Source organism: Thalassoglobus neptunius (assembly GCF_007859735.1).
GTDB lineage: Bacteria > Planctomycetota > Planctomycetia > Planctomycetales > Planctomycetaceae > Thalassoglobus > Thalassoglobus neptunius.
In genome coordinates, this window is the sequence record NZ_SIHI01000001.1 from 2145372 (window position 1) to 2171818 (window position 26447).

The window sequence follows — 26447 nt, forward strand, 5'->3', positions numbered from 1 at the left end:
ATCGCTCTTTCTGCTCAGCATTAGTTTCGTGTAATTGTCTCGTTCAAATTCAAGATTGCCCGAGCGACTGTCGTCCAGGCGGCGAGTTCCGCCTTGTTTGAGACCTCTTCGACCGGTGCGAGGCCCACTTCAAGAAGTTGATCGGCAGCAGAAACGTCTTGCTGGTAGACCTTGCGGCTTCGCTCCAGAAGATCAATCAGGATTTCCTGTTCAACGGGATCCGGGTTTCGTGAGAGACATTCGTTAAAGGCAAATTGAATGCGATCAGATTCTTCCGGTTCAGCTTCGGTGAGAATGCGCTCAGCGAATGCCCGGCCTGCTTCGACGAACGTCGGATCATTCATCAAGACAAGTGCGGCCAATGGTGTGTTGGAACGAGGGCGTTGAGCAGTGCACTCTTCACGGCTCGGTGCGTCGAAGGCTTTCAACATGGGGTGGAGAAACTGGCGTTGCCAGTGCATGTAAACTCCCCGCCGATACTGATTGCGGTCCTTGTCGAACTCGTACTCGCGTGTAGGAAAGTTGAGATGACGATAGTATCCACTGGGCTGATAGGGCTTGGCGCTGCTGCCGCCGAATTCGTCATTCAGAAGTCCGCTCACGACGAGGGCATTGTCCCGAACCATTTCGGCAGGCAGACGAAAAGAACCTTGCCGGGCGAACAGTTGATTTTCGGGATCTTTGGATCGAAGCGTTTCCGAAGCGACGGAGGATTGTCGATACGTTTGACTCATAACGATCTGTTTCATGAGTTTCTTGATGCTCCAGTCGGAGTCGATGAACTGGAGCGCGAGGTAATCCAGAAGTTCCGGATGGCTGGGTGGTTCGCCCTGCCCCCCAAAATCGTCGAGAGACCTTGAAAGACCCGTCCCGAATAACAGGTACCAGATCCGGTTGGCTTGAACCCGGGCTGTCAGGCCGCCAACTCCCTCAGTCGGATCCGTCAGCCAGTTTGCCAGATCGAGACGCGTGGCCCGTTCCCCTTCGTGATCGACTTGACCGAGAAAACGTGGAATGGCAGGTTGCACCACAGGGCCGGAATCATCGAGCCAGTTTCCACGGGGCAGCACACGCATGGTGCGGGGCTCGATGGACTTCGTGATCATTGTCCATCGGGCACTCTTCTCAATGGATTTCTTTTCACTTTCAAGTTGTGATCGCTCTTCGGAATCTTCTTCCGTCAACTTGCTGAGGGAGTCGTCGATTTCCTGCAAACGTTCTTTCTGCTCGGGAGAAAAGATTGGAATTTCTGGGGGGCGCCGCGTTGGAAGAGCGTTGCTTCCGAGTTTGAAGTGTTGGGCTTCGTCGACGTCGGCAAAGAAAGCAGCAAGCGAGTAAAAGTCTTCGATCGTATAGGGATCGTATTTGTGATTGTGACATTGAGCGCAACCCACCGTGGCTCCCATCCAGACGGCCGACAGGTTGCGAACCCGATCAGCTGCGTAAATTGCGAGATACTCTTTAGGCTGCAAACCTCCTTCATGAGATGTCTGAAGCAATCGGTTGTACCCTGATGCGATTAACTGGTTGAGGTCCTCGTCGTTGATCAAATCGCCAGCCAACTGTGACTTTGTAAATTCATCGAACGGCATATCCGAGTTGAAGGCGGAAATGACCCAGTCGCGATACGGGGAGATGTTGTGATCCTGATCCCCGTGATAGCCGACGGTGTCTGCAAAGCGAACCAGATCGAGCCAGTACGCTGCCATTCGTTCCCCGAAATGTCGGGAAGCGAGGAGTTCGTCCACCAGCTTCTCGTAAGATTCTTCACTGGGAGACTCGGCGAATTGTTCGATGGTTTCGGAAGTCGGAGGAAGTCCGATCAAATCGAAGTAGAGGCGACGGACGAGCGTCACAGAATCCGCAGGGGGAGACGGCGACAAGGATTCTTTTGCGAGACGGGCTGAGATAAACCGATCGATTTCCGTGGTCGCCCAATCCGTGTGTGACTCGGAATCGGGAGCGGGGACATCACGAGGAGCAACATAGGCCCAGTAAGGTTCGTATTCGGCGCCAGACTGAATCCATTCCGAAAGCAATTGGATTTCACTCTCCGAGAGTTCCTTCCCGGAATCGGGTGGCGGCATCTTCTCGAATTCATCGTCACTCAAAATTCGTTGAATGAGCAGACTCTCTTCGAGACTCCCGGGCGTGATGGCGATTTGCTTCGCCGCAGCTTCGTCGTCCAGCCTCAAATCGGCCTGTCGATCCTCTTCATCCGGACCGTGGCAGTAAAAACATTTGTCGGACAGAATCGGCCTGATGTCGCGATTGTAACTCGGAGAGTCCGCCAGGAGGGCGTTCGTCAAAACGCTTCCACAGAAGCAGACGCTGAGACAAACCAGAATTTTCGCGAAGGAAGATTTTGAGGATTGCATGTGAACCGAAAGGACTCCGTAGCAAGATCCAATGATGGATCGATTCTCGAATAAAATTTTCCTTTTATGGTACGCTTCTGATCGTTGTTTTGACTACCGTTTAAGGCGTTCTATGTCTTGGACGTGGACCGACGTGCACACTTTTCAGGTGCAAAGAGCTGTGTCGGCCCCAATCTCTGAATCGTTCTGAAGCTTTTCTGTTCCGTCTTGAGGATCAATCGATGAAGAAAGTGCTATCTGTTGAAGAGATCTTGAGGGTCGGTCGATGACACAAAGTTCGTCGTCGCGGGTGGTTGCGATTGGAGACATCCACGGATGTGTTCATGCTCTCGACACACTGGTCAAAATCGCGGATCTCCAACCGGACGACACGCTTGTCTGTCTCGGAGATCTGATCGATCAGGGCTGGGAGTCAAAAGAAGTTCTGGACCTGCTGATCGAACTCTCGGAGCGATGCAATCTCGTAGCCATCCGAGGAAACCATGAAGAAATGTTTCTCGCAGCTTTGGAAAGCGAACGAGCGAAAGAGTCATGGATGCTCTTCGGAGGGACGACGACGGTCAACTCTTATCACTTTGGAGGCGACATCGACGCGGTGCCTGCTGAGCATATCGAGTTCATCCGCAGCACGGTCGACTTCTACGAGACCGACACGCACATTTTCACGCACGCTCTGTATCTCCCGGACGTTCCTCCTGAGGAATGGCCGCCGCACATCTTGCGTTGGACACTGATTGAGAAGCCCTATCCCGAACCGCATGTGTCCGGAAAGACTGTTGTCGTGGGACACACGGAGCAACGGTCCGGGGAAATTCTCGACCTCGGCCACCTCATCTGCCTCGACACGGCCTGCTACAACTACGGGTGGCTCACTGCACTCGATTTGACGAGCGGGGAAGTTTGGCAGGCAAGCAAATGGGGACAACTCAAAGAGCGTCCGAGCGAGCCGATGCCAATTCCCGTGCCCAAGCCGCCTGTCAGTGATTGACAAGGCGCTGTTTGATCATGCGCCGTTTGATACGACGAAGACAAGTACGGCGCCGTTTGTGACGGCGCAGCGCGTCGTTCGAAAGTGGTCAGTTGCGAAAGTGAAGGAAGTCAGCGGGGGAGCTTACTTCAATCGCCAATACCAAGCTTGCGTTCCACAGCCTGGCTGAGCGTCTCGCGAACGAGTTCGACTGGAATGCGGTCGTAGACTTCAGCAAAGAATCCTTCGACGATGACGTGCATCGCTTCGTATCGAGAGAGTCCGCGACACATGGCGTAGAAGACCTGCTCTTCGTCAACCTGACCGGCCGTCGCACCGTGTGTGCAGCGCACATCATCAGCTTCGATTTCAAGTCCAGGAATGGCGTCAGCTCGAGCATTAGGACTGAGCATCAAAGCGTCGTTTCGCTGGTAGCCGTCTGTTTTCTGTGCGATGTCATCAACTTTGATCATCCCTCTCCAGACACAACGAGATTGATCCCGACAGACCTGCTTGTAGAGCAGATCGGATGATGTGTCCGGTTGATGATGAGTCTGCTGGGTGTAGTAAGAGAGCAACTGTTTGTCGGTTGCGAAAGTGACGCCGTTGACCTGAGCATGGGCTCCGCGGCCATCGAGGTGAACGTCCTGATGGATGTGCATCAGCTTGCCACCGAGTCCGCCAACAGTCCACTGCAACATGGCATCACGAGCCACGCGGCCTGACTGGTGGGCGAAGTGACGGACTTTTTCGTTCCAGTTTTGAAGCTGCACATACCGCAATCGAGAGCCTTGACCAACGATCAGTTCGACGGCTCCCACATGAAGTCCGTCGGCGTTTTCGTCGGTACAGGAAGTCTCTTCAAGAAGTGTGGCAGAGGCTCCATCTTCAAGAATGATCAATGTGTGGCTGAGATCGGCAGCCTTGTCTCCTTGCAGTCCAATCAAGCTGTAAAGCGGAACGTCGATCTCGACATTTCGCGGAACGTATAAAACGGCTCCGCCTGTCCAGAAAGAGGCATGCCATGCGGAGAATCGATCCTGTCCTGCCTTCACAGCCTTCTTGAGAAAGTACGGTTCGAGAAGTTCTCGATGTTCGATGAGCAATTCGGACAGATTCCCGAACAGAACTCCCTGACTTTTCAGTTCGTCACTCAGAGACGAACTGACGCATTCTCCGTCGACCTGAACAATCGCTCCGCCGAACTCTCCACGATCCTGCATGAGAGTTTCAAACGAAGTCTCTCCGGAGGACGAAGTGTTCAGCGAGTACCGCTCAGGGCGGAAGGTTCGCAAATCCAGTCGCTTGAACTCTTCGGGATCGAGAGGTTCTGAACTCAGTTGCTGATACTGCTCGAAAGCGTCGCGACGCGATTTCTGAAGCCACTCGGGTTCATTACGTGTGCTCAGGAACGACTCGAAACCTGCGGAATCGAATGCAATTCGGTTTTCGGCTGTTGTGGCTGCCATGGTGTTACGTTCTCAATCAGTTGAAAGCTGTTGTGTCAGATGACGACGAACGGGCAAAGGAGGTCTGTAGAAGGACCCCGGCACAGCTTCATTATAGAGCTGCGCGCTCCAATCATAGTCCTGAATGTTCGATTCCCCGGATCAAGAGGACAACAGGCCGTATTTCTCAAGCGTCGTACGAAGACTCTCAACGCCCGATTCACTCAGCTGAGTGAGTGGCAAGCGAACGTCTCCCGTATCTTGTCCGAGGAGACTCATCGCTGCTTTGAGTGGGATCGGATTTGTTGCCAATCCGAGCATGTCTCGACACAACGGGAAGAGTTTGTGGTGAAGGCGTTGGGCTTCCGCGACGTCCCCGGATTTCCACGCTGTGATCATTGCCTTCACATCCGTCGGCACAATGTTTCCCGCGACGGAGACAACACCGGAAGCGCCCAGTGCCAGAAGTGGCAGGGTCAGGCTGTCGTCTCCGGAGAGGACGGTCAAGTTGCTGCCGTTGAGGATCTGGGAAGCCTGATCCATCGACCCTGTCGATTCTTTGACAGCGACGATGTTTTCCAACTCACCCAACCGGCAAATGGTTTCCGGTTCGATGTTCTTCGCGGACCGACCGGGGATGTTGTAAACGACCTGCGGGATGTCGACGGATTCGGCGATGGCCCGGTAGTGTTCGTAGAAGCCTTCCTGCATCGGCTTGTTGTAATAAGGAGCGACAAGCAAGGCTCCATCGGCTCCGAACTCTTTGGCGCGTGAAGTGAGGCGAATCGCTTCCGCTGTGCTGTTGGACCCTGTTCCCGCCATCACCTTGATGCGGCCGGAAGCCTGTTCGCACACAATTGCGATCACACGCTCGTGCTCGTCATGGCTGAGCGTCGGGCTTTCTCCGGTTGTTCCACACGGGCTGACAGCATCTGTTCCCGCCTCGACGTGGCGATCTACAAGACCTCGCAGCGCTTTCTCATCGACGGCACCATCTCGAAATGGTGTCACGAGCGCAACCGTCAGTCCTGCAAACATCTCCCCCTTGCGGGCCATTTTGAACTCCCGATCTCTCTGTCTTAAACGACCGCCGAATTTCACTCATTCTTCGAAACCTGCGAATCGACTGGAATTTCAACCCAGCATCGATTTAACAACGGCTTCAAGAATCACTCGGAATCGGCGGCTCTGTTGAATTTGCCTGCAGTGTCTCGATTGAGGTCTCAGTCACGGATCTCCAGAACTTGCCACTTCACACACGAAACGGAGTGATACAAGTATCTGAGCGGTCTTTCTGAGAACCAGCTCTTTCGTAGAATGTCGCTGCAGAAGCTGGATCAATCTCACACTTGATCCAAGTCTCTTAGTGACGCATCTTAGAGAGATCGCCCTTCAATCGAAAGCGTCACAGTCTCCGTCCGAGAGAGTGTTTGAGAAGAGAATTCTCTCGCCCGTACGGATTTCCCACCTCAACCCAGCTAACGGAGGTTGAGCCTGACTTTGTGCCGACGTGATTGGATCAAGCAGCCCTAGCGATAAGCGGGAATCGTCTCGTCTCGGAAATTGTCCGAGGTTTGAACGCCTTGCGGGAACGGAGCTGGGGAATCGCCATCGTCGCTGATCGTTGCAAATCCCGCTTTGGTAACAGGTTGCTCTGAATCAGGAAACGGATCAAGGACGTCGATCGCTGTGGGCGGTTGCTGAGGATCGGTCGTATCCGTCGGCGGCTGCTTCGGATCACTGACCCCATTGGGGGAAAGTGGGGGATTCGCCGGCTTTTGTGGTGTTGAAATCAGATCCGGAGACTGGCGGACCGTGGCCAGAAACTTGGGGGGATCGACCTTGATCGTGTGCGACGTCCGAAATTCACGTCCGTCCGGAGCTTTCAACTTCACGTGCAGCAGAACTTCATCTCCGGCAGGAGGAGATTGCCAGGGGAATTCAAACTTGAATCCGGAAGAGAGAAATCCATTGTGCCAGTACTCGAGAGCTTCCTGACTGTTCATCTCCCATCGACCGACGGTCCTCTCGTTTTCAGGGAGCGAGAGATCGATGGCTTCGAAAGTGATCTGACCAACGAGTTTGACCAGATCGCCATCGCCGTCGTGAGGGTACACCATCGCGTGAAGTCGCTCATCACCCGGTTCTGAATCGAGATCCTGAGCACCGGTCAGGAGCGTGTTGAATCGAATTCCTTCAATCGCCGCAATTTGCTCAGTGACCTCCGCAGACACCAGTTGCGAGCCTGTTCCGGCGAGTTGTTCTTCCAGCATCGCTGTCCGTCGCTGGGCGGTGATCAATTGTTCGCGAACAGCTTCGACTTCGCGTTCGTAGCGGTCAACCACGACTTCCTGTTCGCGGAGTCTGGCTTCGAGCAGATCGATATGACTCGTCGATGCGCAGCCCAACACGCTCAGGAACAAACCTCCGGCCCAACCGAAACAAATTGTCCGGCCCCACATCCATGTGTTGGTCTGGTGCATCATGCTGACTCAGGTTTATGGAATTTTCTACTCGAACTTCATGAATGAGGGTGAAATCATTCATTCAACGCAATCGGTTGCGGGGTCCGACGTGTTGATTGTTGTCCTCGCTCATGAAGTCCGATTCGAAAAACGATTATCCTTCCAGTCCGTGTGGAAGTCGGTCGAGGACGCTATCAATCAGTCCGTATTCTTGTGCAGTTTCCGGGTCCATGAAATTATCTCGGTCAGTGTCTTGTTCGATTTGCTCGAGAGATTGACCGGTATGTTTGATGAGGATCTCGTTGAGCTTCCTCTTCATCTTGATCACTTCTTTGGCATGAATATCCAGGTCAGTCGCTGTCCCTTCCATTCCTGCCAGTGGCTGGTGAATCATGATTCGAGAGTTGGGAAGCGAATACCGTTTGCCGGCAGAACCAGCTGTTAACAGGAGTGCTCCCATACTCGCAGCCTGTCCCATGCAATACGTGGCGACATCACACGTGATGTACTGCATCGTGTCATAAATCGCCATTCCTGCAGTGACGGAGCCACCCGGGGAGTTGATGTAGAGATGGATGTCTGACTTGGGATCTTCAAACTGCAAGTAAAGCAATTGAGCGACAAGCAGGTTTGCGACCTGATCGTTGACTTGAGAGCCGAGAAAGACAATTCGGTCTTTCAGCAGTCGGCTGTAAATGTCCATGGCCCGTTCTTCACGACCGGACTTTTCGACAACAAATGGGACAAGATTTGACATGTGAATGCTTTCGTGATTCCGTTGGTTTCGAAGTTGATCACCCGAGTGGATATTGCGAAATGAGTCTCTGAATCCTTCAGTCAATTTGACGCTGGTCAGGATGCTGAGGAATCAGATTTCGCCTTCGACTTCTTCATCACGACTTCGTCGATCAGGCCATATTCTTTGGCTGCCGCTGGTGAGAGGTAGCGATCTCGTTCTGTGTCTTTCGCCACGACTTCTTCTGGCTGTCCGGTATGCTCGGAAAGGATTTTGTTCAGGGTCGTGCGAGTTTCGAGAATCTCTTGAGCCTGGATCTCGATGTCGGAAACCTGTCCGCCGACCTGACCGTATGGCTGATGAATCATCATCTTTGCGTGCGGAAGGATGTAGCGTTTCCCTTTTTCCCCACCCGCGACGAGAATCGCTGCTCCACTGGCAGCCAGACCCACACAGTATGTGGCGACTTTACATTCGAGGAACTGCATGGTGTCGTAAATGGCGAGCGTAGCTGTGACCGATCCGCCCGGCGAATTGATGTACATGTGCACGTCCTGATGCCGATTCTCGGATTGCAGGTACAACAACTTCATCACGATCATATTGGCATTGCCGTCGTGAATCGGACCGTCCAGAAAGATGATCCGATTCTCCAGCAGGAGGTCACCGACAGTCATCTGCCGGGTACGTTGGTAGTCTGAGTTGTATGGTTGAACTGGCGAAGGCCGTTCAAGGTTCAAATCGAACATCTGTCTTCCTGTCAGTCGAGGCTTTGTTAATGGGAGATTGTTCGCGTTTCGTGTAACCGCGTCAATGTCGATCCCGCCCCTGGAACCGGTTGAATGTCAGAAGTTGCAATACTGGATCAGCAATCTCACGGTCAAGCGGTCAGGCAGGCAATTTTCAAATCGGCGGTCGCTGATTCAATCAACGGAAGCGACGAAAGCACCAATGGTAAAGGTCTCGTCACAGGACGAAAGAGCGTGCGCTGGCTGTCTGAAAGAGATGGGAAATCCGACCGTTCAATCACAAAAACAGCTGGCCAGCGAAGAAAATCTTCACTGGCCAGCTGCAGTAATGGGCGATTTGAGAGATTCGGGCGAATTGTGGTCCCTTCAGCGACTTCAACGGTTTCGGTGTCAAGTCCCTGACTTTAGTGCCGGACTCGGATCACGACGGTCTGCGATGACTGGCAGGGTGTCTTGTAGACGGCGGCCTGCTTCTTGCTCTCATCATTCTTTGGAGGCATCAGGACTGCGTCGACCACATGGATGACGCCATTAGCTGCGTCGATGTCTGTGGCGACAAGGTTGGCGTCGTTCACTTTCGCGTGTCCACCTTCAACTCCGATTTCAACCGAAGCACCTTGCAGTGTTTTCGCTTTCCCCGCCTCAAGAGCACCTTCTGAGAAGATTCGGCCAGGAATGACGTGGTATTTCAGGATCGAAGCGAGTTTCGATTTGTTTTCAGGCTTCAGAAGAGATTCGACTGTGCCAGCTGGAAGTTTCGCGAATGCTTCGTCTGTCGGAGCAAACACTGTGAAGGGACCTTGTTGATCGAGAACTCCTGCCAAGCCCGCTGCCTGTGCCGCGGCGATCAGAGTTTCGAATGTTTTGGCTTCTTTCGCGACTCCAACGATCGATCGGCTTTCTGGAAGAAGGACAGCATCGATGACATGAATGATTCCGTTCGAGCACTGAATGTCCGTTGTGACGACTTTCGCCTGATCAACAGTCACTCCATCCTTCGTGGCAATGTCGACCCGTTGGCCGTTGACAGTCGTGGCTCCTGAGAGCGTGACAACTGTTGAAGCTGGAACTTCGCTAGCGACAACATGATAGGTGAGAATTCCGGTCAGAGTCTCTTTGCTTTCCGGTTTCAGAAGCTCTTCGATCGTTCCTGCAGGCAGCTTGGCGAATGCAGCATCGGTAGGAGCGAAGACCGTGAACGGTCCATCTCCTTGAAGTGTCTCAACAAGATTAGCTGCTCCGAGGGCAGCTGCGAGAGTTTTGAAAGAGCCCGCTTCGACGGCGGTCTCAACGATGTTTTTGTCGGCAGCGAAACCAACGGAAGACAACGCAGCAATCAACGCAAGGGGAAGGACATTCTTCAACATGGTCGTTCTCACACTCATTCAGTTCAGGGAAAACTGAACGATTCAAAACGTTCAAATCGTTCACGCCTGCTTTGTAGAATGAGAGCCGGATCTGACCACGAAGTTTCTCAGTATTTTCCGACGTATTCCAAGCGACCGTCTTGGAGACCGATCTTCTCAATTTGTCCGAGATTACGCAGAGTCCCCGGACGCCCTTCACGGAGTCTCTCTTTCTCAGGAGCTGTCTCAATGAAAAACGTCTCGCTCAGACGAGTACTGAGAGAACACAAGAACCGACGGCGAAAGAATCCCAAATTCAGTGATCAGGATCGGCGAAGTTTATTCCGAGGAAACATCCGCCGGTCGAATGATGAAGCTGAGAAAGAATGTCGCGAAGACTGCGACGAGGCAACTCGCTGCAAACCAGTCACCGAAGCGGACATAGAAGCTCTCGCGTGGATCGAGCGGAACGTCAGCGATCAAAGCCAGATTCCGTTGCCGATGGTATCGACCCGTTTCCGGATCTTTCATCGATTCGGTCGGGGGACGTTCTTCCCGCTTTGCATCGAGATCGACAAAGTCATTCGGCTCTCGAACAACACCATCTCCGTCAATGACTGCTGAAATGCCCGTGTTCACTGCTCGAACCATTGGAGTCCGCGTTTCGACAGTTCGAAATTTTGCGGTGATGAGGTGCTGGTCCAATTCACTCGACCCGTGAAACCATCCGTCATTCGTCAGATTGACGAGAACGTCAATTGGCAGGCTGTCTCGATGTTGTGCCTGAGACACCAGCTGTCGGACAAGTTGGGGAACGGTGTCCTCGAAGCAAATGATCGGAAGCAATCGCCAGTCTTTGTACGTGAAGACTTCGAGGTTCGTTCCCGCCTGAATCCCGAAGTCACCGCGAAACGGAGTCAACGACTGGATCAGCGGAAGTTGTTCGCGAAGAGGAATGTACTCTCCGAACGGGACTCGGTGAATTTTGTGATAGCGGCCCTGAACACCGGATTGAGGGGCAGCAAAGACGGCGGAGTTATAGATGTCGACCCCGTCGTCTCCCGCTTCGAAAGCACTTGCTCCGACAATCAGTCCGGCATCGGTCATGTCTGCCATCGATGAAAGACGCTGCTGGCTGTCTCCGGAATTCCAATAGTCCGAAGTCAGCCCGATTTCCGGAAATTCCTCTGCGAGAATTTCGTCAAGTTGCTCGTCGCTCAATCCCTTCTGAGTCTCGTAGACCGGATATCGAAACATCCCTTCCGGCCAGATAATCAAGTCCGGTTGGAACCGCACAGAAAGGCCGGTCAGGTGATAATGCACCTGAAAGATCTCGCCCCATTGATCTCGATCCGACTTCAGCGAAGCGACAAAATTTCCTTGCACAAGCGAGACTCGAGGGCCAACCGGAAACGCTTCTGATCCACGACGAAGCTGGCCGTAAATCATCGCTCCGATGACCAGACCAACAGAGAGTGCAACCATCCCCAGTCGCTGAAGAAGCGGACGATCTTCCGCCCGGAGATGGGTCGACGATTTCGCGTCCGACGCTTGGGATTCGTCTGTCGGGGTGTGACTTTTGATTCCAAGTCCGCGCCAAATCCATCTCAATGGAAGACATTCCGTGATCACCGCGTTCGACATCACGATGAGAAACGAAATGCCGTATGCGCCGACGAGATCACTGATCTGAATCAGATCGACCCAATTGTGTTGGGTGTGTCCGAGGTAATACCACGAAAAACCTGTGAACAAAAACGACCGCAGGTATTCGAGCCCGGTCCAGAGGATCGGTGCGGAAACAAACAAGGGGATTCGAAATCGATGGAAACTGGTCCGAGTCAACCAGACGAAAATCGGCCAGTAGAAAGCCAGATAGAATGCCATCGCTGCGAGAGCGATATACATCGACGGATCACCGTAACGCATCCATTGAAGCGTAATCAGCCAGTAGAGGAATCCGCTCAAGTACAACAGTCGATAGGTCCATCCGAGCCGATCGGGAATGCGCGCGATCGACAAAAGGGGAACGAGGCTGATCCATGCCAGCCATCCCCAGTCGAGCGGAGTGAACGCAGCCCAAAGCATGGCTGCTGTCGCGAATGCAGCACGCAGGACAACCCTTCGTCCCGAGACTTGTTTCTTCTGAGGGCGTTCGACGATCTTCTGAATTCTGGCTGCATCGGCAGCGTTCAGTGATGGCTCAGATCCAGTCGCAGGCATGTCATCCATGGCATGTCCAGTTTCATCGTTTTGATCGAACGTCGATCGTCTGTGTTGGAAGAAGGGAGCCAAACTCAGGCTATCAAATCGGTTTCACCCGACTTCTCGAGCAAGTTGCTCTTTCCTGGGCACTCGCATGAACTTTTTCATCCGGGAAATGGCTGAGTATGCTCGTGCGAGTGAGTGCAAACCAAAACAGAAAATGCTCTAGGTTGCAAATAACGGTCTGGACCACACGAGGACGTTGACGAGTTCTCCTGCCTGGTACAGATTGTCTCCAGCATCGAAAACGGCACTGCAATTGGCCAGAAGAGTGGAACGCAAATCGGATGATCCTTTCCAGTCGACGGGATTGACGACGGCTTTCCCCCCTTCAAACTCTAATGTCGATGGAAACCACACCTGACGATCTCCCCTCTGCTGAAAATCTCGCTTCAGGTGAGCGTTTTGCAGAGGGACGTCAGTTTGAGTATCCCCGCAAAACTTCCGCAGAGCTGTTCTGACGAACAGTTCAAAACAGACCATACTGCTCACCGGATTTCCCGGCAAGCCGAACACATAACACGGTCCGTTGGCCGCGTCATTTCGCGATCCAAACCAGATCGGTTTTCCCGGTTTCATGGCCAATTTGTGAAAAACGGGTTCCACGCCAGCTTCAGCCAGAACAGATGGAACGAGATCCAGAGTGCCGGCAGAAACCCCACCTGAGAGGCATAACATGGCGCATTCGAGCCCCGCTTGAACTTTGTCTCGAAGGTCATCGCGGTTGTCCCGGGCAATTCCAAGAACCACTGGAATCGCACCGCACGACTCAACTTGCGCAGCGAGCATCAATGCATTCGAGTTTCGGATTTGTCCCGGTCCGGGATCTTCGCCGACGTCGACGAGTTCGTTTCCCGTGGCAAGTACCGCAACGCGTGGTCGATGATGAACGCGAAGGTTGGCTTTCCCGATTTCTCCCAGCAAAGCGATTTCCTGCGGTCGAATTGACGACCCGGTGCTCAGGACTTCGATTCCCTGCTGCATGTTTGATCCGCGAGGAATGATGTTCCATCCGGAGCGAAGTTGCGCAGGATCAACATTCAGGTGGACGACTCCGTTTTCCACCGATGACAGTTCGACAGGAACGACAGCGTCCACGTTTGGCGGGATGGGTGCTCCCGTCATGATTTGAACGGTTTCCCCGGACTGCAAAGGAGAATCCGACGACTCGCCGGCGGTGATTTGTCCGACGAGCGAAAGGGGAATCGCTCCCTGAGCGAAGTCTTCCGTGCGGATGGCGAATCCGTCCATCATCGATTTGTCGAATGGAGGAGAGTCGATTGGGCTGAGAATCGACTCGGCGACAGTGTGGCCTAACGTCTCACTCAAGGGTTTGACTGAAGTTTCCCCGGGAAGGACTCGATCACGGATCAGATCGAGCGCTTCGATCACGCTCAGCATGGTCGGACACTCTTTCATTTCAGCTTACAGCCCGAGACGCTTATGAGCAGGGTCGATCAACCACAGCCAGTCGTCGAAGAGGAATTCGAAACGAATCGCGAGCAAGGCGATTCGGCCCATCACCGTATAACCGAATGCAGCTCCGAATGTGACCATCAACACCCACACACCGATCCGAGAGACCTGACCGACAACGCCGGTGTGTTCCACGGAGAAGAAGAAGTAAACGATGGCCGACAGGACGGAGATGACGAGCAGAATGTTTTGGACGCTCTCCCAGAATTGAAATTCGGAATCCGTCACGACCACAACGGGCACGATTGTGTTGTGAATCTGGCTGATGAAATCCGCTTGCAGAAAGCCAACGAGCCGAATTCCGGCTGTCGACCCGATAATAAACGCCAACGGCCATCGGGCAATCCACGCCCCTCTGGGAGAGAGTCTCCAAAGGAGCATTCCCCCCAACACTAGCGGGATCAGGAACATCCACCACGAGTCATCGCGAATGGGAGACAAGCCAGGCATGGCCCAGGATTGGATCCAGGCAGGCCAGATCTTGCCCACAAGATTAGGGATCACCACGGTCCAGAAAGCGATCACCATCCAGTAGGCAGCAGAGACACCAACGAAGACGGCTTCGGCGAATTTGTAGAACGGGTTGTCCCGATACAAGAATGAGAAAATGCAGAGCGTTAGGAATGCCGCAATCCAGATTCCCACTGTGCGGGCCGGGCTGTAGACGGCTGTTCCCACAAGAAAGTCATTGTACGTGGCTGATTGATACTGTCCGTTGACCTCTGCGACGTAGGCGGAACCTGCACCAATAATGACAGCCCGGTAAATGAGCCACCCGGCGAAGAGAAGGCCGAGGATCGCCCAAACCTGGCGTTCTGATCGGGTCGACTTGGGATCTGCAATCTCTGCAGTCAATGGTCACTCCGTGGCAACAACGGCAGTCGATTGAACGTAACAAACTGACGGCGCGAGCAATCGCTTTTGTCAACGACGAAAATCGACTTCAAAAATTGGAGAATAACGCAAAGTACCGGCAGCCTGTCAACTCTTGCAAGTCGATCAACCTATGTTGAGGTGGAATGACTGAATCAGAACGTCAGAATTGAGATGGCCAAACTGAAAGACCGACCCCGTTTCGACATTGTGGAACACCACTTCACCGGGGCTGAATAAGTGAGGATCGATCTGATAAAAGTCTCGACCCGCCGCTTCGAATATTTCGACAAACGGGCGTCCATACATTTCCGAAGCAGACGCCGGAACTTTCGGACCGAGTTCACAAATCATCTCGTCATCACCGTGAACCCAAAGCGTCACGCTTCCCCCGTAAAGAATCGCATCGTTCGTGCGACCGATCCCGGTGAGATCGTCTGCCGCGACGGGAGAAATCGGCGCGCTGCCGCATGCTGACTCAACCCGGCTTACATCGAAACCCAACTCGAACAGCTTGTGCATCGCCGTTTCGACTGAACGACCAACGACCTGAAAATTCCCGGCGATACTGGATGTTGGTGCGACGAGAACTGCGACTCCATCGACCGGGACATTGCACTCTTCCGCGATCTTTTGAATGACTTCGTCGGTCGGAAGTTCGGCGGCTTCGAGGACTCCGACCACACAGTCAGAAACTTCCTGATACCGCAGTGTTTCAAAGAGCGGTTCCGAACCGCGAGCTGTTCGCATCGGACCACTCGCCATTGCAAAGTAGTCGTCAGCCTGAAGTTGCCAACCTGCATATTGACTCAGCAAACACGATTCGACCGGATCATCCGTCTGAACGAATATGTGTGGCCAGCGAATTCCTGCCAGCTCACCGGAGATCATCGAGAAATCCGAGAGACCTGAACAGCTAATCTCCGCGAGTGTCAGTCCTGCAGAAAGGCTTCCCGGAACGTTCACACCAAAGTCGAGCACAATCCCGCTTTCAGAGGAAAGGGCCGGCTCAACGCGAAGTTCGTCGAGATTGTACAGGACCTGCTGAATGAGATCCCAAGCTTGATGATTCAACGACGGTTCATCCTCAAAGAGGTCGCCATCCCAGTCGTCTTCATCGTGATTCATCGAAAAACCTCTCCGCAGATGTGTTGTGAACACGAGTTGTAACAAGTGCTGCCGGTTCCGAGTACCAAGCTGAAACAGGCTTTGAACAGAGAGAGCCGATTTCGAGAGGATTTCGAACACTCCGTGCTCGCTCGGAGATTTCTCTCATTCGCCTTCGTCGATTTGAGTGCGTTCGAGTGGCGGAAGCATCCGAATCACGGGAATCGCGACAAGAGAAATGAGGCACATCGCCAGCATGGCAGCGGGATAGCCGTGTGAAGCTGTGATTCTCCCGCTGACATAGCTGGACCAGGACTCGCATCCGTTGGTTGCTCCCATCATCGCGCTGAATTGTGTCGCGGCGATTTCCGGGCGCGTCAGGTTCATGAACAAGGTGTACGAGGAAGCTGTGAAAGCTCCGATTCCAACTGCAGTCGCAGCCAGAAGCACGAGGAGCCATGCGTTTCGACCGGACTGGCCCCAGTACGCAACTCCTGCGAGCAATGTCACGGTGACTGCAATGGAGATGAGAAACCATTGTACGCATACTTTCGACCCGTGGCGGGCTGTCAGCCAACCTCCAAGAAGCGCACCGGCGACCATGAACCCGATCATCGGCCCGAAGGAGAACCAGCCGATTGTCAATTCTGAGTAGCCGCGGTCCACGAGAAATGGACCGTAAATAACTTCCAGCGACTTGAAGGCAGCCCCTCCGGTGAACGCGAAGATCAATCCGAGCCACGTTCGAAAATCAGTGACCGCCAGTTTCAGAGAGCGCATCATCTCGCGAGTTGCGGAATTTCGATCCGACCGTGAGCGACTGTTGGGAACTGCCGAGATGAGAAACATCGAGAATGTCGTCGATAAGATAAGCAGAGCGATCACCCATTCCCGGCTGAGGTACTGTCCGATGATCAGTGCTCCGCCACCCATCGACGCACGGCCCAGCAACATTCCAACCTGCATCCAGGCGTTGTACGCTGCCCGCTCTTCCGGCTCGGTCATGGAGATGCACATGGCATCGATCGCGACATCTTGCGTCGCAGCAGCACAGGCATGCACGAGTAAAAGCGCCGCTAAGATGCCAAACTGATCAACGGGATTGATCCAGAACAGCGGGATGAGAGTCGATCCCATCACACTCTGGGCTGCGATGATCCACTGTCGATGCGTCCAGGAAGAAGTTTGAACGGCATCAATGACAGGAGCCCAGGCAAACTTGAAGGTCCACGGGAGAACCAGAATCGCTGCCAGCCACGTAATCTGCTCAACCGGCACACCTGCTGATCGCAGCTGTGTGGGAAGTGCGAGCCAAATGAATCCGATCGGGGCACCTTCGCTGAAGTAAAGTGATCCGAAGAGCACCTTTCGTCCGGTGACTGTCTCGAACAATTTCATGTCACTCACAGTCGGTTGTCAAAATTGGATTCCTCCAAAGAGTCCGCGGCGTTCAGCAAATCCATGCTAGCGAGAACTGTTTTCTAGCCGTTGCAAATCTTGAGGATTTCATCCCGCAGAGCTGGAGTCGTTGAGATTCCGTTTCCTCCAGTTGCAGTCGATTCTCCCGCCCAGGTCATAAAGACTCCGCCCGCTTCCTCGACAATCGGGATCAGGGCAGCAGCGTCCCATTCGGCGAGAAGTGGATCGACCATGAAGTCGGCTCGACCGGTTGCGACGAGCATGTGTCCGTAACAGTCACCCCAGCTGCGCGAGAGCCCACTGGCGGATGAGAATTTTTCAAGAGCGTCCATTCGGTCGATTTCCTGAAAACCTTCGACAGCAGTGAAGAGAAACAGGGAGTTCTCCATTGAGTCTTGTGAACGGACTTGGGCACGCACAGGCGAATCGTCTCCTCGCTGCCACCACGCTCCGCCACCTCGCCGCGCATAGACGACTTCGTTCAATGCCGGGATTCGACAAATCCCCGCCACGCAAGTCTCTTCGAATTGCAATCCGATCAACATTCCAAAGAGCGGAACGCCATGAATGAAAGACTTGGTGCCGTCGATCGGATCGAGAATCCATCGGTAGCCGCTTGTTCCCGGTTGTTCGCCGAACTCTTCTCCGAGAATGGCGTCGTCCGGAAATTCCTGAGCGATTTTCCCTCGCAGAAACTCTTCTGCCCCGCGATCTGCGACCGTGACTGGAGAACGATCCCCTTTCAGCTGGACCTGAAGTTTCGCGTCGAGGAAGTACTTCATCACGATGGCTTCCGCTCGTTCGGAGGCATCAAGAGTAAACTCAAGTCTGTGCTGAATGTCGTTCGAATCCATTGCCTTCTCGTCCCCAAAAACTTTCATCAATCTTGATGGTGCGCTGCATTCTCTCGCCTTCGATTCTTCCGATGAAGGCGGCGGGTTGTGCGAATCGCTGCAAACCAGCGATGAAGTTGCTCTAATCCCCAAAGTCACTGGTGTGACGCATTGTTGATAAATACGAGTACGAACTCAATTCGTGGCCCGGTCGCGCTTATGGATTCCAATCTTCTTCATCGCATTCGTCTGAAAGGTCCGTGGGAAATTCTCCCTCCGGAAGAAAATCTCGATGACGTTCCGAGTTCAAAGCAAGATCAGACCTGGCAACGACACGCGATGCCGATGGACTGGCGAGCGTTGTTTGGGGAGAGCGCCGGGAAAGCCTGGTTTCGACGTCGGTTTCATCGTCCGTCCGGTTTGACTTCTGACGAGTGCGTTCAGATTTATCTTCCCGAAGGTGTGGGAGACGTCTCAGACTTTCATATCAATCAGAAGCCGTTACAGCCCGCGAGTGAAGAGCCGATTCGGTTCGATGTCACGGCGGAGCTGGAAGACTTCAACGAATTGCTGTTCGCGATTACCTTCGATCCGACTGCAAATCGCTCGCTTCCCGGAGGATTGTGGGAAACGGTCTTTGTCGAAATTCATTCGAAATCAAGCTGACGCGAACATCACTTCGAAGGTGATTCGTCCGAGCGTTTGATCTTGTAGAGGTGTCCGAACGTTCTCAGGAAAATTGCTCCATTGGCAATCGCGGGTGAGGCTCGCATCCCCTCATCGAGCGTGTTCCTCGAGAGAATTTCAAATTCCCGGCCCGCTTTGATGACGATTGTTTCCCCTTCTTCATTGCAGAAGTAGATGTTTCCGTTTGCAATGATCGGAGACGCGACAAACGTTCCTCCGACACGATCGGTCCAGACTTCTTCTCCCGTTTCCGCATCGATGCAAATCGCGACTCCGTTGTCTGTCACCATATAAATGAGTCCATCGTGGAGAAGCGGAGTCGCCAGTCGTGAGTTTCCACGAGGTCGATCCCACAGAACATGCGAGTCATCGACATTTCCCTGTGTTGTACCATCGAGTCGAACACACAGCAGGTTCGCGTTTCGGGAACCCGTATTGATAATGGCGTTGCCTTGGAAGAACGACGGACGCGCAGCTGCGTTGTAGTCGTCGTGGGTGATGGTCCAGATTTCCTCACCTGTTTCGGCGTCGTATCCGAATGCAGCTCTTGACCCAGCGGACACGAGATGAACTCGGTCTCCAACTTCGATTAACCCCGGTGTGCTGTAGGCTTTTCTCAGATCACCTTCCCGTTTCGGAAGTCCGTTTTCGTCGAGGTCGTCGTAGTCGGTCGTTCTTTCGGTGAGCCAGAGAGTTTCTCCGGTCTCTTTATCGAGTGAAACGAGGAACTGTCGATCGATGCAGTCGAACGTCAGAATGAGTGAATTCTTGAAGAGAACAGGAGACGACCCCGGCCCACGGAAATGGCGGCCTTCGATGTCTCGTCTTGTCCAAATGACGTCTCCAGAGGTCGAGTTCAACTTTGCCGTGCCGTAGCTTCCGAAATGAACGTAGGCAGCTCCCTCCTCGAGCACGCAACTGGGAGAGGCATAGGTGTTAATGTTGTTGCCAAGCGGCTCGGGGTCTGCATTCTCAAACAACAGCTTGTGAATCAGGATTTCTCCCGATTCTTCATCGATGGCATAGACGAACTGCTTCGTTCCGTCCGGAGTTGCAGCTGTCAACCAGATACGTCCCTCTCCGATCACTGGAGTCGAATGTCCCTGGTCTTCCAGGGGAATCTTCCAGGCAACGTTCTCGGTTTCGCTCCATTTGATCGGCAGGTTCGCTGCGTCTTTCGCGGAGGCGGACCCATTAAACTGAGGCCCATTCCGATCCGGCCACGGCAGGGACTCTTCTCCGTGAACCTCTTTTCCGTGAAGAATGGCCAGAGAGAGGACGCCGACGAAGAAAAGACAGGCGAAGTGTCGACAACGATCTGTAAGCATGATTCGCCTCGATATAGACAACAATTCAGGAGGAATCAGGGGCAGACGCGGATCAATGGTTCAGCGGATCAATCGTTGAGCTGAACGCACTCGGAAATTGCGTGCATTCCATTGAGTCTGTTGTGCTTGGGGATCAATTGGCAGGAACGTAGTTCGGCAAGTCCGAAATAAAGCTGTCACTGGTCTAATTCGGGACGGGGATGGTGTCAATCATCTGTTGGATAATGATGCGGGCTCGGTTTCGCTGGCTTTCACGAATGACACCGCTGCAAATGACGCGGTGTGCGAATACCGGGCTTGCGAGGCGTTTCACATCATCAGGGATGGCAAAATCCCGGCCTTCGACAAGTGCGAGGCTTTGGACAGCCCGGTACATCGTTAAGGCACCGCGAGTACTGACACCCAGTGAAAGTTCACGACTCTTTCGCGTCGCTTCGATGAGATCCAGAATGTAGTCGGAGATCGATTCATCGACTTTCACCTCACGGACTTGTTGCTGCAAGCCCGAAAGCTGCTCCGTCGACAGGACAGAATTGAGTTTCTCCACAGGTTCGCCAGATCGATGGCTCGTGAAGACTCTGCGTTCAGCCTCCCGTGACGGATATCCAATTTCCGTACACAAGAGAAATCTGTCCAATTGGTTTTCCGGGAGTGGGTATGTTCCTTCAAACTCGAACGGGTTCTGGGTCGCGAGCACAAAAAATGGTTTGCTGAGCGGATAAGTTTTGCCATCAACGGAGACCTGATGCTCCATCATCGCTTCCAGCAACGCACTTTGGGTTCTCGGAGTGGTTCGATTGATTTCGTCTGCGAGAAGAACATTGGTGAAGATGGGGCCAGCGCGAAACTCAAACTCGCCTTTGTTGGGCAGGAAGATACTGGATCCCAGAATGTCGCTGGGAAGCATGTCCGGCGTACATTGCAAACGCGAGAACTGACAGTTGAAGCTATGGGCAATGGCCTTTGCGAGCGACGTTTTACCGACGCCCGGTGCATCCTCAATGAGGACATGGCCTTCGGCGAGCAAGGCCACGACCGCAAGTCGAATGACTTCTTCTTTTCCCAATAAAACCCGTCCGATATTCTCCTCAAGAGACTGGATCAATGCGGCAGAATCGCTTGTCACTAAATACTCCACATCAAATTTTGGAGAGGATGGGATAAGAGAACAGTCAATTTTCGATCGGCATTATAGGAGAAGAATGAAATGGTTCACCTGAGAGGCGTCGATTGGACCAGAATTCATCAATAATTACGAATCTTTCGGAATCAATTCCGGCGAATTCTCTTGAATCTACAGGCTGATCGGAACCCACTTTTCTGATTTGATCACTACAATTCCCGGTATGAATGTGCCCGAAATCCCCTTTCCTCGAATCGCGATCGTCGGTGTCGGACTGATTGGTGGGTCGATCGCTCTGGCATCTCGAGCGAGAAATCTGTGTCGATCCATCATCGGCGTCGGCAGAAATCCGGATCGTTTGAACGAAGCGGTCGCTCGACAAGTGATCGACTCCGCAGTCTTATCGATCGATTCTTTGGAAGATGTCGATCTCGTGATCGTATGCACTCCAGTCGATCGAATCGTTGAGAATGTGGCGGCAATTCTGAAAGCGACTCCGCGCGAGACGTTGATCACCGATGCGGGGAGTGTCAAATCCGGAATTTGTGAGCAAGTGCTGGAACTCGATGGCGGAAAAGAGCGTTTCATCGGATCGCACCCGCTCGCTGGTTCACATCAGTCTGGATTCGAACACGCCACCGCAGATTTGTTCGTCAACCGAAAGTGTGTTGTGACGCCGGTGGGGGAGACTTCGCCGGAACTGACGGAAACATTGACGCAGTTTTGGAAGAGTCTCGGAATGCTCGTTCACACCGCCACTCCTAGAGATCATGACCGAATCCTCGCGATGGTCAGTCACCTCCCTCATCTGGTTGCGTCTGCACTTGCAGGCATTGTCCCGGAGTCGGCACTCGTCTTTGGCGCGACGGGGTTTCGAGACACAACTCGAGTGGCGGCCGGCGATGCTGATCTTTGGACCGCAATCTTCAACGACAACTCCGATCAGATTTGTGCTGCCACCTCTGATATGATTCAGAGACTGTCGGAATTTCGTGCTGCATTGGAAAACGACGACCGGCATGCGATTCAAAGTTTGTTGCAGGCAGGGCGGGAAAACCGCAACGAATTCGAACGGCTGCAACAGAATTCTCTCAAAGATACAAAGCAAAAGTCGTCGCCAAAGAAGGGACCATCATGAGTGTTCTTCGAAAGATCGGGACCACCGATATTGAAGTGACTCCGGTTGCAATGGGATGTTGGCCGATTACCGGGATCACAAGCGTTGATGTGACTCGCGAAGCCAGCTTGCAGACTTTGCAGGCTGCGTTCGATTCCGGAATCAACTTCTTCGACACTGCTTACAGCTACGGATACGAAGGCGAAAGCGAACGGATGATCGCCGAGGTTCTCGGTTCTCATCGAGATGAAATCGTCATCGCGAGTAAATGCGGACTGTCCTGGAATTCGGCCCGAGAGAAAATTCGCGATGCTCGTCCCGAAGTGATTCGCAAGCACTGCGAAGAGAGTCTGAAGCGGCTCAATACTGACCGCATTGATCTCTACTATCTGCACGCCCCCGATCCTCAAACACCCGTTGAGGACTCAGCTGCCGTTCTCCGCGAACTGCTCGATTCCGGAAAAATTCGTGCGGTCGGGGTTTCCAACTTTCACACTGTTGAGTCGTATGAGACTTTCCAGCAGGTGTGTCCGATCGCCGCGGCGCAGCCTCACTACAATATGCTGCAGCGCGAAATTGAAGACGCGATTCTCCCGTGGTGTTTGACCAATCAGGTTTCCGTCATTCCTTATTGGCCGCTCATGAAAGGCTTCCTCGCAGGAAAACTTTCACGAGACCATGAATGGGACCCGAAAGATGGTCGGCAGAAATACGGTGTCTTTCAAGGACGCGAATGGGATAAGACGCACGACTTTCTCGACGAACTTCGTCCTCTCGCCGAGAGCGCAGGCATCACAATGGCGCAACTGGCGATTGCGTGGACGATTCAACGTCCGGGAATCACCGCTGCTTTGTGTGGGGCGAAACGTCCTGAACAGATTCGGGACACTGCGCAGGCGATGAAGATTCAGCTGTCCGAATCCACCATTCAGGCGATTGACGAGGCAATCGTCCGTCGCGGACCGGTTATCTCCCATCCGGCGGTGACATGAGATGAGGCCGACGAGGCAGTTTCTCCCCGACCGCACGAATTCCCTGTGTGGTCTTTTTCAGGTCAGCTAACCGCTTCAGGACACTTCGTTCTGTGTAGTCCGCTGATTCTTCGGGGCTGCTCGCATCGAGACGGGTGGTTTCCTCGTACCACTCCACAAACGAATTCAATTCGTCCTGAAGTCGATTGAGCGCGTCGTCGTGTCGGAATTGCACGGGTTGAACCGGTTCTCCCAATCGTAGCTTTTTCAAGGTCTCTTCGACCCGCCGGATCGGGGCGGAAATCGTGTCCGCTGACCGTGAAATCGCTCGCAGAAGAAGCGGGGTCGTCGCAACGGCCGTCAATGCGAGAGGATAGGCTTGAGTCGCGAAGTGCAGGTAGAATTCCCAGACCCCGAGAGTGGGGGCTGATTGCTGCAAGTAATTGACAATAAATAAGATGTGCCACAGAGCTATGTGATATGCTGCCCAGGCAAATGCACAGTTCGCCAGAAAGTTGGCGGGAAGAACCAGGCGAGACTCCGTGCTCTGTTTGGCCTGCTGTTGGGTTTCCAAAACCATCACAACCTCTATATCTGTAAATCTCCGAATCAACCCGCAACCCTATCTCGGCGACGCTTGCAATCGCCCCCGAAAGCCGAAATTATGGGAAAATCACTTAGCGGAACTGGACGGTATTGAGGGTTATGCTGGACATGCGTGTCAACGAGCGATGCCCATCCACACGTTGACGTTCGCAGTGACTGTCTGGCACGATGTGCATCGTTGCCACGAAAATCGTTCCCGTTCGGTATTGCCGACTCCTCCCTTGTAGCCTCAAAATCCATGGCGATTCAGTTCCACTGTCCATACTGCACCGCAACTGTGCGGGTAAAAGATGACGCTGCAGGCAAAGTTGGAAGCTGCCCGAAGTGTGGTTCGCGTGTGAGGATTCCTTCACCCAAACCGACACCAACTGCTTCGCTGGAAGCTGTCGATCCCAGTCTCGCCGACACTGACGAGTTTGATGTTTACGATCCCAACTCTGCGCCGCCTGTTGAAGCGAAAGAAAAGCCCCCTCAGGAGTCCGGGGACCCAAAGCCGTCCAATCCGTTGTTGCAAACGACTACGGAATTCAATCTGTCAGAAGCAACTTCGGGTTCAACTCCGGAAAACGCCGCCGAGCCGTTTCCGTTGATCTCGCCCGAACCGAGGCCATTAACATCGAGGCCATCTCGTCGACGACGAAAATCTCGCTGGGGAATGCTCTTGCCGCCTTTGTTTTTTGGAGGGCTACTGGTTCTGCTGGGGGTGATTTATTCGTTTCAAACACGTCCCGTGTTCACCGGAACGATTCAGGGAGAGCGGCTTCCGGCGGATCACATTCTTCGTATGGAACTGAAAGCAGAAGACTTCAGTATTCCTGAAGAACGCTTCAACACCGTTCTCGAACAACTTAAAGAAACTCCCACAACGGTCCGCAGCAATCTTGTGGTGTTGGACCTCTCTGCGAACGGAAACAAGTTGCAAATGACGTTGAGTCCGGGGCGTCAGGCGGAATTCGTCAAAGCTCCCCTTCTCAGCCTCAGTGACATCAACACCTTTTACCAAGACCAGTTTCGAGATCTTGAACAGCAGCGGTTTCAGGAGTTGAAATCGGGAATCAACCGAATGTTTGAGGAGTGGTCCGATCCACAAGCGAGTTCTCAGAATGCGTTGCTTCCCGAGTATCGGCAGAGTGTCGTCTACAACACCTTCGTCAGTGGACTTGGAAGAATCTGTCACGCGGTCGAAGAATTGACGGCTTATCCCTGTGTTCACGAAAGTCAGTCCGGGGACTTCTACTTCCTCGTTCCCATCGGCACGGAAACATTCACGATTCATGAACGCAAGGCGGATGGAGCTATTTCGGTTTTCCCCTCCGAGTTTGCGGTGAAGGTAAACGTCGCGCCGCAAACTGCCGAGGACTTGGAAATTGAAGTCGAAACCCATGAGGCTGAGTCCGAAGATCCTACGGACATGGAAAGCGAGACTTCCGATGATTCCACTTCCGATGATTCCACTTCCGGAATGGAATCGCCAATGGAGCTCGATTCAGATTCTGAAACGTCAGAGCAGTGATCACCGAATCGTCAGGGGTGACACGTCAAAGCGTCGCGTCGCTTCGAAGTCCTGAAGCCCTTTCTTAAGATGCTCAATAACTTGTCTCAAACCTCCTGCTGAATCCATGAAGGTTTCGGCGAACCATTCAGTCGCTGAGTTTGGGATTGTCGCGAACAGGAATCACTGTGCGGATTGCGGTTTTAGGTCACATTGGAAGTTGGTATGTGGAACAACTGCTTCAGGCGGGGGAGCGCCGGGGCCACGCATGTGAGGCCATCGACTTCGAGCGGTTGGCGTCGTGTGTTCAGAATTCTTCGACCGAAGTCACAAGCGATGGGAGGACGCTGTCTGACGTCGATTGCATGATCGTTCGAACAATGCCTCCGGGGTCACTTGAGCAAGTTGTCTACCGGATGGATGTTCTCCTGCAAATGCAGGATGCAGGAGTCCGCATCGTGAATCATCCGCGAGGGATCGAATGCGCGGTCGACAAATTTCTCTCGACATCCCGTCTCAGTGGATGCGGAATTCCGATCCCAAGAACAATTGTCACTGAGACGACCGATCAAGCGATGGAAGCCTTTGAGGTGCTCGGTCAGGATGTGGTTGTCAAACCACTCTTCGGAGCGGAAGGACGAGGGATCATTCGGCTTTCTGATCCCGATCTTGCCTTTCGGTCGTTTCGCGCGATCGAACGACTCAACGGCGTGATTTATCAGCAGGAATTCGTCTTTCATGAAGGGTTTGATGTCCGCGTTCTTGTCTTGAACGGACGAGTCTTGGGAGCGATTCGAAGAAGCCATCCCACTGACTTTCGAACGAATGTGGCTCGTCAGGGAAAAGCCAGTCTGCATCGCCTGACGTCTGAAGAAGAAGCCATTGCGGTCGCTGCTGCCGGTGCAGTTCACACGTGCTTTGCGGGTGTTGATTTGCTATACGACCTTTCCGGACGATGTTATGTGATCGAAGTCAATGCTGTGCCGGGCTGGAAAGCGTTTCAGTCCACAACGAAGATTGATGTCGCCCAGGCACTGTTTGAATATCTTGAGGAATAAAAA

The 26447-nt window shown here is 53.3% G+C and carries 22 protein-coding genes; 6 read left to right on the forward strand and 16 right to left on the reverse strand.

What is annotated here, in order from left to right:
- Positions 1–20: 20 nt before the first annotated feature.
- Positions 21–2309 (reverse strand): PSD1 and planctomycete cytochrome C domain-containing protein, encoded by a 2289-nt coding sequence (locus KOR42_RS08445; RefSeq protein WP_231740790.1) that lies wholly within the window; start codon positions 2307–2309, stop codon positions 21–23.
- 334 nt (positions 2310–2643) lie between these two features.
- Between KOR42_RS08445 and KOR42_RS08450 the strand changes: the two genes are divergently transcribed.
- On the forward strand, positions 2644–3366 hold the full coding sequence (locus KOR42_RS08450) for a metallophosphoesterase family protein (RefSeq protein WP_146508780.1): 723 nt from the start codon (positions 2644–2646) through the stop codon (positions 3364–3366).
- Between the two features lie 128 nt (positions 3367–3494).
- On the opposite strand, the gene sufD is transcribed toward KOR42_RS08450, so the two are convergent.
- From sufD to KOR42_RS08510, 12 genes are all read right to left on the reverse strand, one after another.
- The gene (gene sufD, locus KOR42_RS08455) at positions 3495–4814 is read right to left on the reverse strand and encodes a Fe-S cluster assembly protein SufD (protein ID WP_146508782.1); all 1320 of its coding nucleotides are present in this window, start codon (positions 4812–4814) and stop codon (positions 3495–3497) included.
- A 141-nt stretch (positions 4815–4955) separates the two neighbouring features.
- Entirely contained in the window at positions 4956–5849 is an 894-nt protein-coding gene (gene dapA / locus KOR42_RS08460; protein ID WP_146508783.1) for a 4-hydroxy-tetrahydrodipicolinate synthase, read from the reverse strand.
- Positions 5850–6322: 473 nt separating this feature from the next.
- Positions 6323–7279: a hypothetical protein gene (locus KOR42_RS08465; protein WP_146508785.1), complete on the reverse strand. Its 957-nt coding sequence runs from the start codon at positions 7277–7279 to the stop codon at positions 6323–6325.
- Positions 7280–7412: 133 nt separating this feature from the next.
- The gene (gene clpP, locus KOR42_RS08470) at positions 7413–8015 is read right to left on the reverse strand and encodes an ATP-dependent Clp endopeptidase proteolytic subunit ClpP (RefSeq protein WP_146508787.1); all 603 of its coding nucleotides are present in this window, start codon (positions 8013–8015) and stop codon (positions 7413–7415) included.
- A 95-nt stretch (positions 8016–8110) separates the two neighbouring features.
- Positions 8111–8743, reverse strand: coding sequence for a ClpP family protease (locus KOR42_RS08475; protein ID WP_146508789.1), 633 nt, complete (start codon positions 8741–8743; stop codon positions 8111–8113).
- A gap of 404 nt (positions 8744–9147) precedes the next feature.
- Positions 9148–10110: a fasciclin domain-containing protein gene (locus tag KOR42_RS08480; protein ID WP_231740791.1), complete on the reverse strand. Its 963-nt coding sequence runs from the start codon at positions 10108–10110 to the stop codon at positions 9148–9150.
- Between the two features lie 318 nt (positions 10111–10428).
- Positions 10429–12321 carry an apolipoprotein N-acyltransferase gene (gene lnt, locus KOR42_RS08485; protein ID WP_146508793.1) on the reverse strand — a complete coding sequence of 631 codons (1893 nt, stop codon included), beginning with the start codon at positions 12319–12321 and terminating at the stop codon, positions 10429–10431.
- Positions 12322–12519: 198 nt separating this feature from the next.
- The gene (locus KOR42_RS08490) at positions 12520–13755 is read right to left on the reverse strand and encodes a molybdopterin molybdotransferase MoeA (RefSeq protein ID WP_197440985.1); all 1236 of its coding nucleotides are present in this window, start codon (positions 13753–13755) and stop codon (positions 12520–12522) included.
- A gap of 24 nt (positions 13756–13779) precedes the next feature.
- Positions 13780–14685 (reverse strand): hypothetical protein, encoded by a 906-nt coding sequence (locus KOR42_RS08495; RefSeq protein ID WP_231740793.1) that lies wholly within the window; start codon positions 14683–14685, stop codon positions 13780–13782.
- Between the two features lie 144 nt (positions 14686–14829).
- Positions 14830–15831, reverse strand: coding sequence for a methenyltetrahydromethanopterin cyclohydrolase (gene mch, locus KOR42_RS08500; protein ID WP_146508797.1), 1002 nt, complete (start codon positions 15829–15831; stop codon positions 14830–14832).
- A gap of 144 nt (positions 15832–15975) precedes the next feature.
- Positions 15976–17208 carry an MFS transporter gene (locus KOR42_RS08505; RefSeq protein WP_146508800.1) on the reverse strand — a complete coding sequence of 411 codons (1233 nt, stop codon included), beginning with the start codon at positions 17206–17208 and terminating at the stop codon, positions 15976–15978.
- A gap of 83 nt (positions 17209–17291) precedes the next feature.
- Complete coding sequence (locus KOR42_RS08510) at positions 17292–18083, reverse strand: inositol monophosphatase family protein (RefSeq protein WP_146508802.1); 792 nt, start codon at positions 18081–18083, stop codon at positions 17292–17294.
- A 198-nt stretch (positions 18084–18281) separates the two neighbouring features.
- Here KOR42_RS08510 and KOR42_RS08515 point away from each other — a divergent pair, with 198 nt between their 5' ends.
- Positions 18282–18728 carry a hypothetical protein gene (locus tag KOR42_RS08515; RefSeq protein WP_146508804.1) on the forward strand — a complete coding sequence of 149 codons (447 nt, stop codon included), beginning with the start codon at positions 18282–18284 and terminating at the stop codon, positions 18726–18728.
- A gap of 8 nt (positions 18729–18736) precedes the next feature.
- Here KOR42_RS08515 and KOR42_RS08520 read toward each other — a convergent pair whose 3' ends face one another.
- The gene (locus tag KOR42_RS08520; RefSeq protein WP_146508806.1) at positions 18737–20077 is read right to left on the reverse strand and encodes an outer membrane protein assembly factor BamB family protein; all 1341 of its coding nucleotides are present in this window, start codon (positions 20075–20077) and stop codon (positions 18737–18739) included.
- 184 nt (positions 20078–20261) lie between these two features.
- On the reverse strand, positions 20262–21203 hold the full coding sequence (locus tag KOR42_RS08525; RefSeq protein ID WP_231740795.1) for an AAA family ATPase: 942 nt from the start codon (positions 21201–21203) through the stop codon (positions 20262–20264).
- A 226-nt stretch (positions 21204–21429) separates the two neighbouring features.
- Here KOR42_RS08525 and KOR42_RS08530 point away from each other — a divergent pair, with 226 nt between their 5' ends.
- Together KOR42_RS08530 and KOR42_RS08535 are read left to right on the forward strand one after the other, a co-directional pair.
- Positions 21430–22338 carry a prephenate dehydrogenase gene (locus KOR42_RS08530; protein WP_197440986.1) on the forward strand — a complete coding sequence of 303 codons (909 nt, stop codon included), beginning with the start codon at positions 21430–21432 and terminating at the stop codon, positions 22336–22338.
- Positions 22335–23309 (forward strand): aldo/keto reductase, encoded by a 975-nt coding sequence (locus KOR42_RS08535; RefSeq protein ID WP_146508811.1) that lies wholly within the window; start codon positions 22335–22337, stop codon positions 23307–23309. The genes KOR42_RS08530 and KOR42_RS08535 overlap by 4 nt, the downstream gene beginning before the upstream one ends.
- On the opposite strand, the gene KOR42_RS08540 is transcribed toward KOR42_RS08535, so the two are convergent.
- Entirely contained in the window at positions 23284–23868 is a 585-nt protein-coding gene (locus KOR42_RS08540) for a hypothetical protein (RefSeq protein WP_146508813.1), read from the reverse strand. The two genes, KOR42_RS08535 and KOR42_RS08540, sit on opposite strands and share 26 nt — an antisense overlap.
- Positions 23869–24231: 363 nt before the next feature.
- Here KOR42_RS08540 and KOR42_RS08545 point away from each other — a divergent pair, with 363 nt between their 5' ends.
- Together KOR42_RS08545 and KOR42_RS08550 are read left to right on the forward strand one after the other, a co-directional pair.
- Entirely contained in the window at positions 24232–25407 is a 1176-nt protein-coding gene (locus KOR42_RS08545) for a hypothetical protein (protein ID WP_146508815.1), read from the forward strand.
- Between the two features lie 167 nt (positions 25408–25574).
- On the forward strand, positions 25575–26444 hold the full coding sequence (locus KOR42_RS08550) for an ATP-grasp domain-containing protein (RefSeq protein WP_197440987.1): 870 nt from the start codon (positions 25575–25577) through the stop codon (positions 26442–26444).
- Positions 26445–26447 lie beyond the last annotated feature (3 nt).

Bases quoted from the DNA above. Each gene is read 5' to 3' on its own strand.
- KOR42_RS08475 (WP_146508789.1), bottom strand. From the start codon at position 8,743: ATGTTCGATTTGAACCTTGAACGGCCTTCGCCAGTTCAACCATACAAC.
- dapA (WP_146508783.1), bottom strand. From the start codon at position 5,849: ATGGCCCGCAAGGGGGAGATGTTTGCAGGACTGACGGTTGCGCTCGTG.
- clpP (WP_146508787.1), bottom strand. From the start codon at position 8,015: ATGTCAAATCTTGTCCCATTTGTTGTCGAAAAGTCCGGTCGTGAAGAA.
- KOR42_RS08490 (WP_197440985.1), bottom strand. From the start codon at position 13,755: ATGCTGAGCGTGATCGAAGCGCTCGATCTGATCCGTGATCGAGTCCTT.
- KOR42_RS08510 (WP_146508802.1), bottom strand. From the start codon at position 18,083: ATGGATTCGAACGACATTCAGCACAGACTTGAGTTTACTCTTGATGCC.
- KOR42_RS08535 (WP_146508811.1), top strand. From the start codon at position 22,335: ATGAGTGTTCTTCGAAAGATCGGGACCACCGATATTGAAGTGACTCCG.
- KOR42_RS08450 (WP_146508780.1), top strand. From the start codon at position 2,644: ATGACACAAAGTTCGTCGTCGCGGGTGGTTGCGATTGGAGACATCCAC.
- mch (WP_146508797.1), bottom strand. From the start codon at position 15,831: ATGAATCACGATGAAGACGACTGGGATGGCGACCTCTTTGAGGATGAA.
- KOR42_RS08505 (WP_146508800.1), bottom strand. From the start codon at position 17,208: ATGAAATTGTTCGAGACAGTCACCGGACGAAAGGTGCTCTTCGGATCA.
- KOR42_RS08465 (WP_146508785.1), bottom strand. From the start codon at position 7,279: ATGATGCACCAGACCAACACATGGATGTGGGGCCGGACAATTTGTTTC.
- sufD (WP_146508782.1), bottom strand. From the start codon at position 4,814: ATGGCAGCCACAACAGCCGAAAACCGAATTGCATTCGATTCCGCAGGT.
- KOR42_RS08480 (WP_231740791.1), bottom strand. From the start codon at position 10,110: ATGTTGAAGAATGTCCTTCCCCTTGCGTTGATTGCTGCGTTGTCTTCC.
- lnt (WP_146508793.1), bottom strand. From the start codon at position 12,321: ATGGATGACATGCCTGCGACTGGATCTGAGCCATCACTGAACGCTGCC.
- KOR42_RS08520 (WP_146508806.1), bottom strand. From the start codon at position 20,077: ATGCTTACAGATCGTTGTCGACACTTCGCCTGTCTTTTCTTCGTCGGC.
- KOR42_RS08540 (WP_146508813.1), bottom strand. From the start codon at position 23,868: ATGGTTTTGGAAACCCAACAGCAGGCCAAACAGAGCACGGAGTCTCGC.
- KOR42_RS08515 (WP_146508804.1), top strand. From the start codon at position 18,282: ATGGATTCCAATCTTCTTCATCGCATTCGTCTGAAAGGTCCGTGGGAA.